Raw genomic sequence first — 15,411 nt, 5'->3', positions numbered from 1 at the left:
CCTCGTGCCAAATGACCGCCGTGACGCGCGGAAAGCCAACGAACCCAATTAGCCTGCAACACATTCAGAAAGATGCCGATCAACTGAAAGCAAGTGCGGCGGTATGACCAAGTCTCGCATCCCAGCCTCACTCTTGGGTATGGCCACAGGGAGCCCGTCATCGGTACGCACGACAGCCCGACCGACACCGATGGCCACCTCAGCCAGGTCGATGTCCTTGCGGCACTGCTCGGTCAACTCACCGAATCGCAACGCACCACGATGCCAGCAAACCATCGCCCGATACTGTTCGGGCATCGCTTCCGTCAAAGCATCCGGCAACGCGCTCGGCACCTATCTCACGCCGAAGAAACCGACCGCTGCCGACCCCAACGTCATTCGCAGCAACGGTCGGGGGATCGCCTACACCAGGACCGCGTTCGCCTACCTCTTCCGACTGACCGAGGCGATCCAGGGTTCCTGACTAGTGCTCCTGGGCAGCACGGTTCAGAATACGAGCCGCATCTGCCGGTACTGGCAGAGCAGCTGCCCGGACTCGCTCCATATTTCGCCGTCCTCGTCGACATAACCGCCAGCAGCCAACGCCGACGCCGAACGCAGCTGCAGCATCGGTCGCAGCCCTCGCAGCTGCGCAGCGGTGGCGCGAAAGTGGACAGTGATATCCAGGCCGACAACCCCTAGCTCGTCGCGCCAGCGATGGTAGGCCGCCGGCACCCACAGGTCCGCCACGACCGCCAGCAAGCTGACGTCGCACCCGGCGTCCCAGCGAGGCGCGACCCAGCCCCCCACCTGCGCATCCCCCTGACCGCGTTCGAAGCTACCCAGCCGCGGATAGAAGTCGAAGTGGCCGTGAGCCGCGAGCCCCACTTCCGGGCGCACGGGGCTCTCGGCGGCGAGCACCGGCGCGAAATCGGGCGCTTCGAGTTCGACAAATCCCCCGAGATCCGAGCGCTTGGCGAAGCAAGCCAGTGCCACCGCAGCCATTTTCTCCTGTGAATACAGCTCACAGCGCATATTCGTCGCCGTTCGCCCCCGCCGCACGACGCGGACCTCGGCACGCACGTCCTCCTCCAGCACCGGCTTCAGAAACTGGCAGTGCAGGGACAATGCCTCCTTGTCCAGCTCGGCGTTTGCCTGTTGCATGGCCGACAGCGCCAGCGCCTGCACGTAGCCACCCACCATCGCGCCGGTCCCCCACCACGTGTGATCACAATGGCGCTCAAACACACCTTCGGCCGTTTCGCGCCAGGACAAGTGAGACCGCAGCAAATCCATCTGGTATCCGTACATTGCGTCGATTGCTGGGGCGCAGCATAACTTTCGGGAAGGTCAGCCCAGCTGCGGGCGTACGCTGCCGATCGGCGATCACGCCATACCGCGAGCCAGCAGAGATGATTCGTCGCGATCCCGGAGGTATGCGTAGCTCCTATGTCACGAGGGCGACAACAGCGGACCAACCGCACACCGACAACGCTGGAGGCGTCGGCCCTACGGCCGATGAACGTTCTGGCGATCGCTGTCTCGGCGATTTCACCGACAACGTCGGTGTTTCTGATTTACGGAGACGGATTGGAGATCGCGGGGACCGGAGTCGTATGGGCGTTCGTGATCGGTTCTGCCATCGCGGTGTGTATGGCGCTGTGCTACGCGGAGGTTGGCTCGGTATTTCCCTCTGCCGGCGGGGCGTACACCATCGTGCGCCGTGCCATCGGCCCCGTCTGGGGTGGCGTCACCACCGTGCTGTTCCTGCTCCTCGGGGTGGTGTCGACGGCCGCGATTCTGGTGGCCGCGGCGACGTATCTGTCGTCGCTCGTCGGCAGCGCCATCCCAACGCGGTGGCTGGCCCTGGCGATGATGGCGCTGATCACGGCGTTGTCCATCGGAAAGATCGCCCCCGCGAGCTGGGTCGCCGCGGCCATGCTGGCACTGGAGCTGGTTGTCATTGTCGTCTTTACCGGCGTGGCCTTTGGCCACATCTCCGGGGCCACGAACCCGTTCACCGAACCCGTGACGGTAGGGCACCAGGACGCGCTCGTTGGTGTCGGCATCGTCGGCATCTTCGCCGCGGTGGGACCGGCGCTGTTCGCGTTCAACGGCTACGACTGGCCCCTGTATTTCTCCGAAGAGACAGCCGGATCGCGGCGTGCGATTCCGTACGCCGTAGTGGTGTCCGCGGTGCTGGCGGTGGTGGTCGAGTGCCTCGCGGTCATCGCCGCGACGCTAGCGATCCGTGATCTTCCGATGACTATCGCCGATGGTTCTCCGGTGGAGCTGCTGGCTCGCCACCTCATGGGTCCGGTTGGCGCCGCGATTCTGGTGGCCGGCGTGGTCGTGGCGATGTTCAACACGGGATTGGTGGCAAACCTCGGGTATGCCCGCGCTTACTACGCTGCCGCCCGGGATGGGCTGCTGCCGCGGCAGCTACAGCTTCTCTTCGGTCGGGTGTCCCCCAAGTCCAGGGTCCCGGTTCGCGGGTTTTTGTTTCTGTTTGCCGGCAACGGGCTGTTGTGCATGGTTGTCTCGCTGCACAAACTGATCACCTTCACGGGCGTTGTGATTGCGACGGTGTACCTGCTGGTGGCGATGTCGGCCATTATCTGTCGCATTCGGGATCGCAGCCTTGCCCGCCCGTTTCGGATGCCACTGTGGCCCCTACCACCGCTGATCGCCATTGCCGGGGTCGTCGTGACGCTCTGGACCCAGGAGGCGAGAGATCTTGCCATCGGCGCCGGCCTGACCGTTGCGGCGGCCGTGGGCTACCTCATGTACCGACGAAGGCTGCCCGGGCGACTTCCCCCACCAGCAACGCCGCCCGACAATCCGTCTGCGGCAAGCGCCTGACCTGCGGGTACCGCACCCTGACGGGTCACGACGCAACGTCGAGCCGACACGCACAGGACGCACGGATCGGCACGTCCGCGCGCGCAACCGCCAGGGCCAGCTGTTGGCCGACGATCGTGGCCTCGGCGGCACGACCCAGCCGCTGCAGGCATTCGTGGTACCCGTGCAGGCTCCACACGTTGCGGGGGTGTTGACACGGCCGCGCCAAGGTCGGGTCCAGGCCCAGGTCGGCGGCGAACACCGCGGCCGCCTGCTCAGTGTGGCCCTGTTCGAGGAGCAGGGCGCCGTAGGCGTGCCGCGTGGGCTGCATCCAGCCCCATGGCTCGTCGTACGGCAGGGAGTCGTCGAGCTCGACCGCACGCCGCAGATGCCCGAATGCCTCGTCGAAACGCTGCTGACGGTAGGCGATCTCGCCGTGGAGCATCGCAGCGGCCACGGCGAGAATGTCGCGGCTGGTGTTGTTGAACAGATACCGCGAGTCCGGTATCCGCCCGTACGCCTCGACGAATGCGGCGCGTTCGGCATCCGCCTGTGTGAGCTGACCGGTGGCCGCCAGCGCGATGCCGCGTCCGTAGTGCACCGTCGCGGTGGTGGTGCAGTACAAGTCTCGATCTTCGGGCAATGACTGGGCGATCAGCTCATCCCAGCGGCCGAACCGCACCAGCACGTGCGTCCGCAGCGGCGCGAACGCCTCCAGCCAGTCGGCCATCGGCGGGGATTCGATCGACAGCAGCTCGGCGGTCAGCTGGGCGGCTAGTTCGTCGGCAGCCCGCAACGCAACCTGCGATTGTCCCTCGAACATGGCCGAGTAGACGATGAAGTGCAGGTCGTGCGCACGGTAGAGCGAGTAGAAATTCAGCGGACCTTCGCGGCTGAGAAACTGCCGATCCGCTTGCACCGCAGCACGATTCGCCAGCACTGAGCTGCGGTAGTCGCCGCACAGCACGTCGATGTGGCTCGGCATGTGCTGCAGATGCCCGGCGTCGGGCACTAAGCCACGCAACAGGTCCGCCGCCGGCAGGGCAACCTCCGGAGTCCCCGACATCTCCATGGTGTGCAAGTACAGATGCAGGATCCCGGGATGTTCCCGCCCCTCGGGCCGCGCGAGCGCGTCGTCGAGGATTCGCTTGGCTTCGATCACCCGTGAGCCAGGCGCCGGCTCTCCCGTGGCGGTGTCCCACAGCGCCCATGCCGTGATGTTGACCAGCGCATCGGCGGCCAGTGCTTGCACGTCGACGTCTCGGGGATAGTCGACGGCCAGCGTCACCATCGCGTCGGCGTAGGCGGCAAGGCCCGCATCCAAAGCATCGCTGTCCTGTGGATCGTCAGTGGGAAAGCGGGCCTGCAGGGCTCCGATCAGGCCTCGCTCGACGGGGCTGACGCGGCCCGAGGCGGCTAACAGGAGTTCGCTGCGCGCACGGGCCAGCGACGTGGACAGGTCGACCGGGTCGAACGACGCCCACTGCTTGTTGTAGTTGGGACCGACCGAATAAGCGATCCCCCATCGCGCAATGGCCAGATCCGGGTCGAGTTCCAGGGCTTGCTCGAAGCAGCGAATCGCTTCTTCATGGTTGAACGCGTATGCCCACACCAGTCCACGGTCGAACCAGACCTGTGCTTGGGCGCACGAGGTTTCGATGGGCCGATGGTAGGAGCCGAGGTCGAAATACCGCTCGCCGGCAGCCATGATCGCACCCTAGCCCGCGAGCACCACGAAGCAACCGTCGCCGACCGGGAATCCCCGTGGTTGCGGTCAGCGGTCGCTGCCGCCCCCTGGCTGGGCGAGAACCCCGGGGCAATACGCCTTGGCCGCGATCGCGGTGAATTGGGCTGCGTGATCCGCGCTGAGCCCGGAGTTGAGCCGTTGCACGGTGTCGACGACATCGACCGTCTGCTGGCCCTCATTGATCCGCGCGCATACCCATTTGGCCGCCCCGATAGCGCGCCCTGGGTCCGGGTAGGTGATCCCTGCCTGGCCCAGGGCGGCGAGGAAAGCGTCATCGGTGCTATCGGCATATGCGGGCGCGGCCATGCCGATCATTGCGGCGACGCTAGCCAGCGTGAGCAAGAGCCTCATAGCTCCCCGATGGTCCCAGACGGACGCTGCGCGTGCATCTCGGGAAGCCGCGAACAACCGCTCCCCTTCGCGCTACCAGATGTGCAATCATGCGAAGGTCCCGGAAAAGGGAGCCGAGGAGGCAACGATGCATCGCTGGCTGGTCGTCCTGAGCACCTTCCTCGTCGCTGCCGCGGGCCTCACCGGCGTGTGCGCCGCCGCGCCGCACGCGTGGGCCGGCGACGCGCCGATCGGCCACATTGGCGACACCCTGCGGGTGGATACCGGCACCTACGTCGCAGACGTCACCGTCAGCAACGTCGTCCCGGTCCCGCCGCCGCCAGGGTTCGGCTACACACGTAGCGGCGTCCCGGTCAAGAGCTTCCCCGGTAGCTCGGTCGCACGCGCCGACGTGACCGTCCGCGCCGTGCAGGTGCCCAACCCCTACATCCTGGCGACCAACTTCAGCTTCAACGGCGTGACGCCCTTTGCCGACGCCTACAAGCCGCGGCCGTGCGACGCACCCGATTGGCTCGACGCCGCGCTGGGCAACGCCCCGCAGGGGGCGATTGTTCGTGGCGGTGTGTACTGGGACGCCTACCGCGATCCGGTCTCGACCGTCGTGCTCCTGGACAGGAAGACGGGCCACCACCTCGCCCAGTGGAACCTCTGACCTGACCGTCTACCTCGCCTCGACGGATGGCGTCGACGCCGCCGGGCTGGCGCGGGAACTGGCCTCGGTGGCCGCACGCACTTTTCCGTTGGCGTGTCCCCCCTCGGTGCCCGCGGACCACGTCGCCTCGTTCGTCGACGCCAACTTGTCCGCCACCCGCTTCGCCGAGTATCTGGCCGATGCGCGGCGCGCCATTCTGGCCGCCCAGCATGATCGCCGAATTGTCGGATACGCCATGCTCGTTCGCGGTGGTTCCGAGCGGGATCTGCCGGCCGACGTGGCGCGCGCGGTCGGCACCCGGCCCACCGCCGAGCTGTCCAAGATGTATCTGCTGCCGGACTTTCACGGCACCGACATGTCGACCGCATTGATGAATGCCGCACTTGCCGCCGCCGGCGATTGGGGCGTGCACTGCGTGTGGCTGGGCGTCAACCAGAAAAACTCACGCGCACAGCGCTTCTACGCGAAGAGCGGTTTTCGGATCAACGGCACCAGAACATTTCAGCTTGGCACCCACACCGAAAACGACTACGTGATGGTTCGCGAGCTCTAGCCGCCGGCCGTCAGCGCCAGCAGCCGCGAGGTGGCCCGCAGGTATTTCTTGCGGTAGCCCCCGGCCAGCATGTCCGCGCTGAAGATCGTGTCGAGCTTTTCTCCGGAAGCCACCACCGGGATGCCGGCGTCATACAGGCGATCGGTCAGCGCGACCAGTCGCAGCGCAACACTCTGGTCGTCGATGCCATGCACGCCGGTCAGGAAGACCGCGGTCACGCCCTCGATCAACGAGAGATACCGCGAGGGGTGCATGGTCGCCAAGTGTGCGCAGAGCGCGTCGAAGTCGTCGAGCGTCGCGCCCCGGTGGGCTGCCGCGCCGGCGGCCACCTCCGCGTCGGTCAACGGTTGGGGTGCCGGCGCCAGATCTCGGTGCCGGTAGTCGGGTCCTTCGATCCGCACGGTGGTGAATATCCCTGCCAGCGTATTGATCTCCCGCAGAAAGTCCTGAGCGGCGAACCTGCCTTCGCCGAGCTGTTCGGGCAGTGTGTTGGACGTGGCAGCCACCGATACGCCCCGCTCAACCAAGTGCGATAGCATCCGCGAAATCAGCGTGGTATTCCCCGGATCGTCCAGCTCGAACTCGTCGATACAGATGGCCGTGTAATGCTCGAGCAACTCAATGCATTCGGCGAAGCCGAACACCCCGGCCAGCTGGGTGAGTTCGCCAAAGGTCGCGAAGGCCTTGGGACGCGTGGGCGCTTCCGGCCCGTCTCCGGGCAGCCGATAGTACGCCGAGGCCAGCAGGTGGGTCTTGCCCACACCGAACCCGCCGTCCAGGTACAACCCGACACCGGGCAACACCGTCCGTCTGCCGAACAGTTTCTTGCGGCCCGCCCGCCGCTGGACGGCCTGCCGGCAGAACTCTTGGCAGTCCTGCACCGCGGCAGCCTGGGTCGGTTCGGCCGGGTCCGGTCGATACGTCGCGAAGCTGACTTCGGCAAACGTCGGCGGCGGCCGCAGTTGCGAGATCAGGCGCCCCGGCGACACCGTCGGATGGCGATCCACCAGCCGCCCCACCTGACCGACGGCTGCCGAGACGTTCGCGGAGGTGGACCCGTGCATGCTGGCACTGTAGCGACGTGCTGCAATCAGACTCATGCCCGCCGACACACCGCTGACGCTGCTCGGGGGGGAGCGCGAACTCACCGACGGCGAACTGCCCCAGCTCTACGGCTATCCGGAAGGGCAAGACAGCACCTGGGTGCGCGCGAACTTCATCACCAGCCTCGACGGCGGTGCCACCGTTGACGGCACCACCGGCGGCCTGGCCGGACCCGGCGACAGATTCGTCTTCAATCTGTTGCGTGAACTCGCCGATGTCATCGTGGTCGGGGCCGGCACCGTGCGCACCGAGGGTTACTCGGGGGCGCAGCTCGGTGTGGCTCAGCGGCAACGGCGGCAAGCTCGCAATCAAAGCGAAATCCCACAGTTGGCGATCGTCACGGGGTCGGGCCAGCTTGACCGGAGTCTTGGTGTGTTCACGCGGACCGAGGTGTCGCCGCTGGTGTTCACCTGTTCCGATGTCGCCGACGAGACGCGCCGCCGGCTCGCCGACCTCGCTGAGGTCATCGATTGCTCGGGCGACGACCCGACCAGGGTCGATGAGGCCAGACTCGTGGCACTGCTCGCCGGACGCGATCTGCGCCGCATCCTGACCGAAGGTGGACCGACGCTGCTCGGCGCTTTCGTTGCTCGCGAGATGGTCGACGATCTGTGCCTGACGATCGCGCCGGTGGTCGTCGGCGGCCAGGCCTCTCGGATCGCTACCAGCCCTACCCAGCTGATCACCCAGATGCGCCGCGCCCACATCCTCACCGACGACGCGGGCTACCTGTACACGCGCTACGTCAGGGGCTAGCAGACCCGGCCAGTGGCTAGGGTGGTCGGCATGAGTCGGCACATCACGTCCGCAACGATCCTGGTTGCGCTGGCCTCCTCGGTGACGATGGTGCTGGCCGGCTGCGTGCCCGCCCTGGGCGCCGGGCCTCGCTTTGCCACCGACTCCGGTGCCCGACCACAAGGCGAAGCCACCACGACAACGCCGCAGACCGGCCCACCGCCCATCGCAGCACCCAAGAACCACTTGTCGTGGCGTGACTGCACGTCGCAGGTCTCTTCCGACGCGGGGGTCGCGGCCGCACCTGGGATCCGGCTGGACTGCGCGAGCTTCGACACCGACCTCGACCCGATCAATGGCGGGTCCTCCTCGGTCAACATTGGCGTAGTGAGAGCCCGGTCAAACCAGACCCCCCGCGACGCCGGTCCCCTCGTGTTGACCACCGGATCCGATCTGCCGTCGTCGATGCAGTTGCCGGTCTGGCTGTCCCACGCGGGTGCCGATGTGCTGCGCAGCCACCCCATCGTCGCCATCGACCGCCGCGGAATCGGCATGTCGAGCCCGATCGACTGCCGCGATCTGTTCGACCGCGAGGAGATGCGTTCCCAGGCCCAATTCGAGACCGGCGACGACCCCGTGGCCAATCTCTCGGAAATCTCCAACACCGCAACCACCGACTGCACCGACGTCATCGCGCCGGGCGCCTCCGCCTACGACAACACCCACGCCGCTTCGGACATCGAGCGCTTGCGCGATCTGTGGGATGTGCCGGCCATCGCCCTCATCGGAATCGGCAACGGCGCCCAGGTGGCACTGACCTACGCAGGAGAGCGTCCCGACAAGGTCGCCCGATTGATTCTCGACTCCCCCATTGCCCTGGGGGTCAGCGAAGAAGCCGCGGCCGAGCAACAGGTCAAAGGCCAGCAGGCCGCACTCGACGCCTTCGCCGCCCAATGCGTCGCGGTGGGCTGCGCGCTGGGCCCCGATCCGAAGGCGGCCATCGATGACCTGTTGAGCGCCGCCCGGTCCGGGGATGGACCCGGCGGCCGATCGGTGGCGGCCATCGCCAACGCGATCACCACCACCTTGGGTTTCCCGAGGGGTGGCCGGGTCAACAACACCACGACCCTCGCCGACGCAGTGGCCGCCGCCCGCACCGGCGACATGAACATGCTGACCAACCTGATCACCCGCGCCGATGCCATCCGGGACACCGATGGCCAGTTCGTCAGCTCATGCAGCGACGCGATCCACCGCCCGACGCCGGATCGGGTCCGCGAACTGGTGGTTGCCTGGGGCAAGCTTTACCCGCAGTTCGGTACCGTCGGCGCTCTCAACCTGATCAAATGCGTGCACTGGCCCAGTAACTCGGCCCCGGAACCGCCCAAGGATCTCAAGGTCGACGTTCTGTTGTTGGGTGTCCAGAACGACCCGATCGTGGGATTGGACGGCGTCGCCGCGACCGCCGCCACCATCATCAACGCAAACGCCGCGAGCAAGCGGGTGATGTGGCAGGGCATCGGCCACGGCGCCACCATCTACTCGTCGTGCGCCGTGCCGCCACTGGTCGGATATCTCGACACCGGCGAGCTCCCCGAAACCGACACCTATTGCCCCGCTTGATGCTTCGGGCGGGTCCGGCTGCCCGGCTCCGCCCCGCGCCCGCGAGCAAGGTGGGGCCGGCGGGCTTAGCCTGCCCGCGCGGCTGTACGGTGCGCTGGTGACGGCAGCAGACTCCACCCCGACCGGCCTGCGCGATTGGATACAGGCCCCATTCCGTCCCCGCACCAGCCCACCGAGCACCGCGGCAATCCTGCGAGCGGTGCTGTGGCCAGCGGCCATCCTCTCGGTGCTGCACCGCACCATTGTGCTCACCACCAACGGAAACATCACCGACGATTTCAAGCCGGTTTACCGGGCAGTGGTCAATTTCCGGCGTGGCTGGGACATCTATAACGAGCATTTCGACTACGTCGACCCGCACTATCTGTACCCACCGGGCGGGACGCTGCTCATGGCGCCGTTCGGATACTTGCCGTTCGCCCCGTCGCGCTACCTGTTCATCCTGATCAACACGGTGGCCATCCTGCTGGCCGCCTATTTGCTGCTGCGGTTGTTCAACTACACCCTGAACTCCGTGGCTGCCCCGGCCCTGCTGCTGGCCATGTATGTCACCGAAACCGTGACCAACACCCTGGTGTTCACCAACATCAACGGGTGCATCCTGCTGCTCGAGGTGCTGTTCCTCAGGTGGCTGCTGGACGGCAAGGCCGGCCATGAGTGGTGGGCCGGTTTGGCGATCGGGCTGACGTTGGTGCTCAAGCCGGTCCTGGGGCCGTTGCTGCTGCTGCCGCTGTTAAATCGCCAGTGGCGGGCGCTGACCGCCGCCATCGTGCTGCCGGTCGTCATCAACCTGGCCGCGTTGCCGCTGGTCAGCGATTCGATGAACTTTTTCACCCGCACCCTGCCCTACATCCTGGGCACCCGGGACTACTTCAACAGCTCCATTCTTGGTAACGGCGTCTACTTCGGATTGCCCACATGGCTGATCGTATTCCTGCGGATCCTGTTCACGGCGATCGCCATCGCCAGCCTGTGGCTGCTGTACCGCTATTACCGCACCCGTGATCCGTTGTTCTGGTACGCGACCTCGTCAGGCGTGCTGCTGCTGTGGTCGTGGCTGGTCATGTCGCTGGCCCAGGGCTACTACTCGATGATGTTGTTCCCGTTCCTGATGACGGTGGTGCTGCCCAACTCGGTGATCCGCAACTGGCCGGCGTGGCTGGGAATCTACGGGTTCATGACCTTGGACCGTTGGCTGCTCTTCAACTGGATGAGGTGGGGCCGGGCGCTGGAATACCTCAAGATCACCTACGGCTGGTCGCTGCTGCTGATCGTGGTCTTCACCGTGCTGTACTTCCGCTATCTGGACGCCAAAGCGGAGGACCGGCTGGACGGCGGTATCGATCCGACGTGGTTGACGCACGCGAGCCGAAGCCGAGCTAGCGTTGACGCATGACCTCCTCGGATCCGACCTCGGGGCGACCCAAGCTGCAGCTGTCCGATGACGAATGGCGTCGCAGGCTCAACCCGCAAGAGTTTGATGTGTTGCGCCGCGCCGGTACCGAGCCGCCGTTCATCGGTCGATATACCGACACCAAGACCGAGGGCGTCTACCAGTGCCGGGCCTGCGGCGCCGAATTGTTCCGCAGCACAGAGAAGTTCGAGTCACACTGCGGCTGGCCGTCGTTCTTCGACCCGTCGAGCACTGATGCGGTGATCCTGCGTCCCGACCACTCGCTGGGCCAACTGCGCACCGAAGTGCTCTGCGCGAACTGTCACAGCCACCTCGGCCACGTGTTCGCCGGCGAGGGTTATCCCACACCGACGGACCTTCGCTATTGCATCAACTCGATCTCGCTGCAACTGGTACCCACCGCCGAATAGGCGCACCAGGGGCGTCAGTCCATTCGTGTGGCGTGGACCTCCCAAAACGCCATGTGCACCACGCCGTCGACCAGCCACGGTTCGATAACCCGGATCCGCTCCGCCGTACGCTCGACCGCGTCCGCTAGATCGGGGTTGCGTGCCGCCATCTCCTGCAAGGTCTCGAGGTTCACCGTCGCCCGGTAGGTCGTCGGACCCATGTAGGTGATCTCCCAGCCGCCGACGGGCAGTACATTGCGGAAGTCGTCCTCGGACAGCGAGCGGATCGGGCTGAGGCCATTGACGTTGTGAGCGCCGAATTCGTACATGTATAGGCGCGCACCCGGTTTGGTAGCCCGGCGCAAGGCCTGCATATATGACTTCTGCAGCTCCGGCTCCGTGCTGAAGGTGTGGAAGAAAGCGCAGTCGACGACGGTGTCAAACCGGTTGTCCAGTCCCTCGAGCTTCGTGGCGTCGGCCACCTGGAAGTCCACCGATACCCGGGCCTGGCGTGCGTTCTCGCGCGCCCGCTCGATCGCGGCTGCCGACCCGTCGACGCCGGTGACGGAGTATCCCTTGGAGGCGTAGTAGATCGCGTGGTGACCCGGCCCGGTTCCCGGGTCGAGCACCTCGCCTTTGATCGCGCCGAGCGCCACGAGTTGCTGGACGACCGGTTGCGGGCCGCCGATGTCCCACGGCGTGGCGGCGGGAAGGCCGTGTGCGACGCGGCCGTCGCGGTACATCTCCTCGAAACGGGTGGGATCGGTCGGGTCGAATTGGGTCACGCGCTCCTCGTTTCTGCCGCTGTAGAAGTTTCTGCCGGGGTAGAAGTTTCTGCCGGGGTAGAAGCTCGGATCAGGGTAGGGCGTTCACCAGCTGCTCAACCGGCACCCGTGGCCCCGTGAAAAACGGGGTCTCCGCGCGGGTGTGCCGTCGGGCGTCGGTCGCGCGCAGGTCCCGCATCAGGTCGACAATGCGGTCCAATTCGGGGGCCTCGAACGCCAAGATCCATTCGTAATCGCCGAGCGCGAACGCCGGCACCGTATTGGCCCGGACGTCCTTGTACCCGCGGGCGGCCATACCGTGCTCGGCAAGCATGCGACGGCGCTCGTCGTCCGGGAGCAGGTACCAGTCGTAGGACCGGACGAACGGATACACGCAGATGTAGGCTCCGGGCTCCTCGCCGGCCAGAAACGCCGGGATATGACTCTTGTTGAACTCCGCCGGCCGGTGCAGCCCCACAGCGCTCCACACCGGCGAGCAAGCCCGTCCCAGGGCGGTGGTCCGCCGAAAGTCGGCGTAGGTCGCCTGCAGCGCTTCAACGCGCTCGGCGTGCGTCCAGATCATGAAATCGGCGTCCGCCCGCAAGCCCGCGACGTCATAGATGCCGCGGACCACGACACCGCGCTCCTCCTGCTGCTTGAAGAACGTGGCGGCGTCGTCGATCACAGCATCGCGCTGGTCGCCGAGCTCGCCCGGCCGCACCGAAAACACCGAAAACATCAGATAGCGCACAGTCGCGTTCAGGGCGTCATAATCGAGGCGTGCCATGGCACCTATCGTGCCACTTGCGCGTCGAGAGCCCCGATGACGCTGGTCGCCGCCCTGCCGGCCGCGGCGATACAGGCCGGCACACCGATCCCATCCAGAAAGCTGCCGGCCGCCGCCAGCGTCGACGGCAGGCCGGCCCGCACCTCGGTGACCACCTGCGCGTGGCCAGGCCCGTACTGGGGCATCGCGTCGATCCAGCGCTGCACCCGAGCATCGACGGGTTCGATGCTCAGGTCGAAGACGGCGGCGAGATCGTCCAGCGCCCACGACACCAGCTCCTCGTCTGACCGCCGCGCGGCGAGGTCGTTGGGGGCGTCCCCAAACCGCCCATACGACAGGCGCAGCAGTTGCACGTCCCCACGCAACCCCCATTTGCGCGACGACAACGTGATCGCCTTGGCCCGCAACGGCTCTCCGGAGGCCACCAGCACCCCGGACTGCTCCGGGAAGGGGGTGTCGGCCGGCACCGCGAGGGCCACCACCGCCGACGAGGCACTCCTGATACGGCTGGCGGCAGCGAAGGTGCGGGGAGCGAGGTCGCGCACCAGACGACTCAGACGCGCGGCCGGAATGGCCAGCACCACCGCATCGGCGTGCCAACGGGTGCCCGTATCGTCGTGCAGCTCCCAGCCCGGTTCGAGCCTCTCCACCGCGGCGCGCACCCACCGCAGCCGGCTCCGCGCGACGAGCTCGTCGAGCAACACCTGGTAGCCGCCGTCCAGTGCGCCAAACACCGGTCCAGCACTGGCCGGAGGCAGCCCCTGACCCACGGCATCGGTCAAGCTCGCGGCGCCGCGGTCCAGAGCCGCCGCCACGCTGGGTGCGGCCGCACGCAGCCCGATCGTCGCCGCCGAACCCGCGTACACCCCGCCCAGCAGTGGATCGACGGACCGGGTCACCACCTGCTCGCCGAATCGGTCGGCCACCAACTCGGCAACTGCCGGATCGCCGCCGGAGCGCCAACGCAGCGGGCGTGCCGGCTCGGCCGCCATGCGTGTGAGCGTGGCTTCATCGACCAGACTCGACACCGATGCCGCCGACGACGGGATCCCCACCACCGTTTCGGCGGGCAGCGGGTGCAGCCGCTCCTGGCTGTAGATGAGGGGCCGGGCGCCGGTCGTGGCGAGCTGGCGGCCCGACAGGCCCAGCTCGGCGAGCAGGGCCGGCACTTCAGGCCGGCGCAGCACGAACGCTTCCGCGCCCAGGTCCATCGTCTGCCCGCCGACCTGTTCGGTGCGCAATATCCCGCCCAGCCGGTCGGCCGGATCGAACAGCGTGATGATCGCATCGTCGCCAGCGGCCACCCGAAGCCGATACGCCGCGGTCAATCCCGAGATCCCGCCGCCGACAACGCAGTACGAACGGTGACTCATAGCGAGTGGACGAGACAAACCAGCTCGGCCAGCACCCCGGGATCAGTCTCAGGCAGCACCCCATGGCCGAGGTTGAACACGTATCCGGCCGCACCCGCGTCCACGGCGCGACGGCCGTCGTCGACGACGGACCTCGCGGCGCGTTCCACCGCCGGCCAGCCCGCCATCAACACCACCGGATCGAGGTTGCCCTGCACTGCGGTGCCGGCTTCGACCCGGGCGGCGGCATCGGTCAGTGTTGTGCGCCAGTCCACCCCGACCGCGGCGGCCCCGCCGCCTCGCTGCACCGCCTCCGACATGGCGCCGAGCAGTTCCGCGGTCCCGACCCCAAAGTGCGTCATGGGTACGCCGGAATCGGCCAACGCGCCAAACACTCGGGCGCTGTACGGCTGCACATGCTGCCGGTAGTCGGCCAACGACAGTGTCCCGGCCCAGGAGTCGAACAGCTGGATCGCGTCCACCCCGGCGCCGATCTGGCCACGCAGGGCCGCGATGGTCAGGTCGGTCAGCTTGGTCATCAGGTCATGCCAGCTCTGCGGTTCGGACAGCATCATCGCCTTGGTCCGGGCGTGGTGCCGACTCGGTCCACCCTCGACGAGGTAGGAGGCCAGCGTGAACGGCGCACCGGCGAAACCGATCAACGGAACCTCGCCCAGCGCGCCGACCAAGAGCGAAACCGCCTCGAACACCGGCGCAATCGCCTGCGGATCAAGGGGTTTCAGCGAGTCGATGTCGCCGGCGGTGCGCACCGGGTCGGCGATCACCGGGCCGACGTCGGCGACGATGTCCAAATCGACGCCGGCGGCGCGCAGCGGCACCACGATGTCGGAGAACAGGATCGCCGCGTCCACCTCGTAGCGCCGTGTCGGCTGCAGGGTGATCTCGCAGGCCACTTCCGGCTCGAAGCAGGCGGCCAGCATGCTGTGGCGTTCCCGCAAGGCTCGGTATTCGGGCAGTGAGCGGCCGGCCTGCCGCATGAACCACACCGGTATGCGACTGGGTTTGCGGCCGGCGACCGCGGCCAGGTAGGGCGACTGCGGAAGCTCACGACGGGTAGGCGCACCAGTATCCATTGGCTTCAATGCTGCCACGAGCACAA

Annotated in this window: 15 protein-coding genes and 1 pseudogene; 8 read left to right on the top strand and 8 right to left on the bottom strand. The window is 66.8% G+C overall.

The features are described 5' to 3' along the window. Positions 1-139 precede the first annotated feature (139 nt). Entirely contained in the window at positions 140-463 is a 324-nt protein-coding gene (locus F6B93_RS08370; protein WP_211699682.1) for a hypothetical protein, read from the top strand. A 23-nt stretch (positions 464-486) separates the two neighbouring features. Here the strand turns inward: F6B93_RS08370 and F6B93_RS08365 are convergent, their stop codons facing one another. Then, positions 487-1,275: a thioesterase family protein gene (locus F6B93_RS08365; protein ID WP_211698682.1), complete on the bottom strand. Its 789-nt coding sequence runs from the start codon at positions 1,273-1,275 to the stop codon at positions 487-489. 222 nt (positions 1,276-1,497) lie between these two features. Between F6B93_RS08365 and F6B93_RS08360 the strand changes: the two genes are divergently transcribed. Beyond that, positions 1,498-2,841: an APC family permease gene (locus tag F6B93_RS08360; RefSeq protein ID WP_246541037.1), complete on the top strand. Its 1,344-nt coding sequence runs from the start codon at positions 1,498-1,500 to the stop codon at positions 2,839-2,841. A gap of 25 nt (positions 2,842-2,866) precedes the next feature. Here the strand turns inward: F6B93_RS08360 and F6B93_RS08355 are convergent, their stop codons facing one another. Next, on the bottom strand, positions 2,867-4,528 hold the full coding sequence (locus tag F6B93_RS08355; RefSeq protein ID WP_211698680.1) for a tetratricopeptide repeat protein: 1,662 nt from the start codon (positions 4,526-4,528) through the stop codon (positions 2,867-2,869). Between the two features lie 66 nt (positions 4,529-4,594). Then, complete coding sequence (locus F6B93_RS08350; RefSeq protein WP_211698679.1) at positions 4,595-4,918, bottom strand: DUF732 domain-containing protein; 324 nt, start codon at positions 4,916-4,918, stop codon at positions 4,595-4,597. Positions 4,919-5,045: 127 nt separating this feature from the next. On the opposite strand from F6B93_RS08350, the gene F6B93_RS08345 reads away from it, so the two are divergent. Both F6B93_RS08345 and F6B93_RS08340 read left to right on the top strand, forming a co-directional pair. After that, positions 5,046-5,570, top strand: coding sequence for a hypothetical protein (locus tag F6B93_RS08345; RefSeq protein WP_211698678.1), 525 nt, complete (start codon positions 5,046-5,048; stop codon positions 5,568-5,570). Positions 5,571-5,616: 46 nt separating this feature from the next. Further along, entirely contained in the window at positions 5,617-6,123 is a 507-nt protein-coding gene (locus F6B93_RS08340) for a GNAT family N-acetyltransferase (protein ID WP_246541110.1), read from the top strand. On the opposite strand, the pseudogene zapE reads toward F6B93_RS08340, so the two are convergent. Further along, a pseudogene (zapE, locus tag F6B93_RS08335) lies at positions 6,053-7,223 on the bottom strand (cell division protein ZapE). The gene F6B93_RS08340 and the pseudogene zapE sit on opposite strands and share 71 nt — an antisense overlap. Between zapE and F6B93_RS08330 the strand changes: the two are divergent. From F6B93_RS08330 to msrB, 4 genes are all read left to right on the top strand, one after another. After that, positions 7,222-7,983: a pyrimidine reductase family protein gene (locus tag F6B93_RS08330; protein ID WP_211698676.1), complete on the top strand. Its 762-nt coding sequence runs from the start codon at positions 7,222-7,224 to the stop codon at positions 7,981-7,983. The pseudogene zapE and the gene F6B93_RS08330 overlap by 2 nt on opposite strands. A 12-nt stretch (positions 7,984-7,995) precedes the next feature. Further along, entirely contained in the window at positions 7,996-9,585 is a 1,590-nt protein-coding gene (locus F6B93_RS08325) for an alpha/beta hydrolase (RefSeq protein ID WP_211698675.1), read from the top strand. Between the two features lie 82 nt (positions 9,586-9,667). Beyond that, complete coding sequence (aftC, locus tag F6B93_RS08320; protein ID WP_211699352.1) at positions 9,668-10,981, top strand: arabinofuranan 3-O-arabinosyltransferase; 1,314 nt, start codon at positions 9,668-9,670, stop codon at positions 10,979-10,981. Continuing rightward, entirely contained in the window at positions 10,978-11,409 is a 432-nt protein-coding gene (gene msrB, locus F6B93_RS08315) for a peptide-methionine (R)-S-oxide reductase MsrB (protein WP_211698674.1), read from the top strand. Before aftC ends, msrB begins: the two co-directional genes overlap by 4 nt. 14 nt (positions 11,410-11,423) lie before the next feature. Here the strand turns inward: msrB and F6B93_RS08310 are convergent, their stop codons facing one another. The 4 genes from F6B93_RS08310 to hemE all read right to left on the bottom strand — a co-directional run bounded on the left by F6B93_RS08310 (position 11,424) and on the right by hemE (position 15,385). Beyond that, the gene (locus F6B93_RS08310; RefSeq protein WP_211699351.1) at positions 11,424-12,131 is read right to left on the bottom strand and encodes a class I SAM-dependent methyltransferase; all 708 of its coding nucleotides are present in this window, start codon (positions 12,129-12,131) and stop codon (positions 11,424-11,426) included. Between the two features lie 112 nt (positions 12,132-12,243). Beyond that, positions 12,244-12,939, bottom strand: a complete 696-nt coding sequence (gene hemQ, locus F6B93_RS08305) for a hydrogen peroxide-dependent heme synthase (RefSeq protein WP_211698673.1) — start codon at positions 12,937-12,939, stop codon at positions 12,244-12,246. Positions 12,940-12,944: 5 nt separating this feature from the next. Beyond that, complete coding sequence (locus F6B93_RS08300) at positions 12,945-14,312, bottom strand: protoporphyrinogen oxidase (RefSeq protein ID WP_211698672.1); 1,368 nt, start codon at positions 14,310-14,312, stop codon at positions 12,945-12,947. Further along, positions 14,309-15,385 (bottom strand): uroporphyrinogen decarboxylase, encoded by a 1,077-nt coding sequence (gene hemE / locus F6B93_RS08295; protein WP_211699350.1) that lies wholly within the window; start codon positions 15,383-15,385, stop codon positions 14,309-14,311. The genes F6B93_RS08300 and hemE overlap by 4 nt, the downstream gene beginning before the upstream one ends. Positions 15,386-15,411 lie beyond the last annotated feature (26 nt).

It is taken from the genome of Mycobacterium spongiae (genome assembly GCF_018278905.1).
Taxonomy (GTDB): Bacteria; Actinomycetota; Actinomycetes; order Mycobacteriales; family Mycobacteriaceae; genus Mycobacterium; species Mycobacterium spongiae.
Note: the sequence above shows the minus strand (reverse complement) of the source record. Positions and strands in the feature narration are given on the sequence as shown.

Coding starts and splice junctions, on each gene's coding strand:
- F6B93_RS08360 (WP_246541037.1), top strand. CDS start 1,498: ATGAACGTTCTGGCGATCGCTGTCTCGGCGATTTCACCGACAACGTCG.
- F6B93_RS08345 (WP_211698678.1), top strand. CDS start 5,046: ATGCATCGCTGGCTGGTCGTCCTGAGCACCTTCCTCGTCGCTGCCGCG.
- F6B93_RS08350 (WP_211698679.1), bottom strand. CDS start 4,918: ATGAGGCTCTTGCTCACGCTGGCTAGCGTCGCCGCAATGATCGGCATG.
- F6B93_RS08365 (WP_211698682.1), bottom strand. CDS start 1,275: ATGGATTTGCTGCGGTCTCACTTGTCCTGGCGCGAAACGGCCGAAGGT.
- hemQ (WP_211698673.1), bottom strand. CDS start 12,939: ATGGCACGCCTCGATTATGACGCCCTGAACGCGACTGTGCGCTATCTG.
- F6B93_RS08310 (WP_211699351.1), bottom strand. CDS start 12,131: ATGTACCGCGACGGCCGCGTCGCACACGGCCTTCCCGCCGCCACGCCG.
- F6B93_RS08355 (WP_211698680.1), bottom strand. CDS start 4,528: ATGGCTGCCGGCGAGCGGTATTTCGACCTCGGCTCCTACCATCGGCCC.
- msrB (WP_211698674.1), top strand. CDS start 10,978: ATGACCTCCTCGGATCCGACCTCGGGGCGACCCAAGCTGCAGCTGTCC.
- hemE (WP_211699350.1), bottom strand. CDS start 15,385: ATGGATACTGGTGCGCCTACCCGTCGTGAGCTTCCGCAGTCGCCCTAC.
- F6B93_RS08330 (WP_211698676.1), top strand. CDS start 7,222: ATGCCCGCCGACACACCGCTGACGCTGCTCGGGGGGGAGCGCGAACTC.
- F6B93_RS08370 (WP_211699682.1), top strand. CDS start 140: ATGGCCACAGGGAGCCCGTCATCGGTACGCACGACAGCCCGACCGACA.
- F6B93_RS08300 (WP_211698672.1), bottom strand. CDS start 14,312: ATGAGTCACCGTTCGTACTGCGTTGTCGGCGGCGGGATCTCGGGATTG.